General features: G+C 48.0%; 2 protein-coding genes. Both read right to left on the bottom strand.

Annotated features, from left to right (window positions below; genetic code table 11):
* Positions 1-1,207: sigma-54-dependent transcriptional regulator (locus R7O12_RS24535; RefSeq protein WP_318126649.1), on the bottom strand; the 1,207-nt coding region annotated here is incomplete at its 3' end.
* On the bottom strand, positions 1,200-1,508 hold a 309-nt coding region (locus R7O12_RS24540; protein ID WP_318126650.1), incomplete at its 5' end, for a sensor histidine kinase. The genes R7O12_RS24540 and R7O12_RS24535, both read right to left, overlap by 8 nt.

Below are 1,508 nucleotides of genomic sequence, written 5' to 3' on the forward strand. Positions count from 1 at the left end.
ATTTGTCCAACTGATGTTTTTTTAGTTTGTCGTACAAGGTCTTGCGTGACACCTGTAATTCTAGTTGAACCTCTTTAAGTCTGCCTCTGTGTCGCTGCAATGCATCAAATAACAGACAATATTCAAAGTGTTCTGTGCGTTGAGTCATGCTCTGAATTTCGATGCTCTTTTCACTGTCCCAATCTTCCATGCGAAAAGTCTCAGGTTTGAGAGCGCGCAGCTCCGCAAATTGGCGCAGTTGTTTAACGTTTTCTGGCCAAGAAAGCTCTGTAATTCGGCGTACTTCGTCCAAACTGATGTGCGGTGGTTGCAGCTGATAACGGCTTGCTGCATGACGCACGAAGTGTTTGTAAAGTGGGCCAATATCTTCTTTGCGTTCATCCAGCGTTGGTAAGTGGATGAGCGTTGCGAACGTTTTAACATCGGCATCAACCTTGGTCGTCGCACCAAATACGCGCTCCAATTTCGGGTGGTTAAACAGGCATTGCCACTGTGCGAGCGATATATGTTCTGCGCTGTGCAGGTACAAACTGCAACGGTTTGAGTCTTCCGTCAGGTGGTCAATGGCTTTGTCGAGTGCATCTAGCGACAGTTCGTAAAGGTCTTCACCTGATGCTGCAATCAGCTCGCTGTCTGGTGTGGCGTGAATATCGTGAGCAAATTGCGCAGCTAATCGGCGACCAGTGCCGTCTTGTCCCACGAAAATCAGAGGTTGGTTCGTCGGTGCGCTGATTAAGGCTCGGCGAATACTCACCATGACTTTACTGTGACCAATCATTTTTGGGCCGACATGGGTTTGCATGTCGAGCTCTTTCTTTAGCCAGATGTTTTCTTGCAACAAGTTCAGCTTATCGCTGGCGTTGTTCAGTGATTTCATCAGTTGATCGGTTGAAAATGGTTTTTCCAGAAAGTCGTACGCGCCGCTTTTCATCGCTTCGACCGCCGTTTTAACGTCGCCATGCCCAGTTAGAACGATGAATTGAAAGTGGTGATTTTTGCTCAGCAGCGTACGCATAAACTCTAAGCCATCCATGACCGGCATGTGAATATCGGTAATGATGATGGCTGGAGAATTGGCATCGATAACTCTGAGTGCTTCAACGGCATTGGGAAAGCAAGTGACTTCAATGCCCTCGATAAGTAGTGCTTGTGAAACGGCATCACGAATGTGTGGTTCGTCATCAACAAAGATAACTGCGTTATGCATGGTCGTTTTCCGTTACTGGTTTGGTGGTTCTGGTGTTTGCCATCGGAACGGTGACCACAAAGGTCATGCCGCCTGACTTACCCGATTGCGTCCCTTGGTGGTTATAGGCGCTGAGTGCTCCGTGATAGCTTTCTAAAATACGTTTTGAAATGGTCAAACCCAGTCCGAGCCCTTCTGGTTTGGTGGTAAAAAACGGGTCAAAGATTTTCGCCAGTGCCTCGTCAGACATCCCCGGGCCGTTATCTGACACCAGAATATCGCAGCTCGAATCGTGGCATTGAATCGCGATGGAAATTTGCGG

The sequence above is a fragment of the Vibrio sp. Vb1574 genome (genome assembly GCF_033338675.1).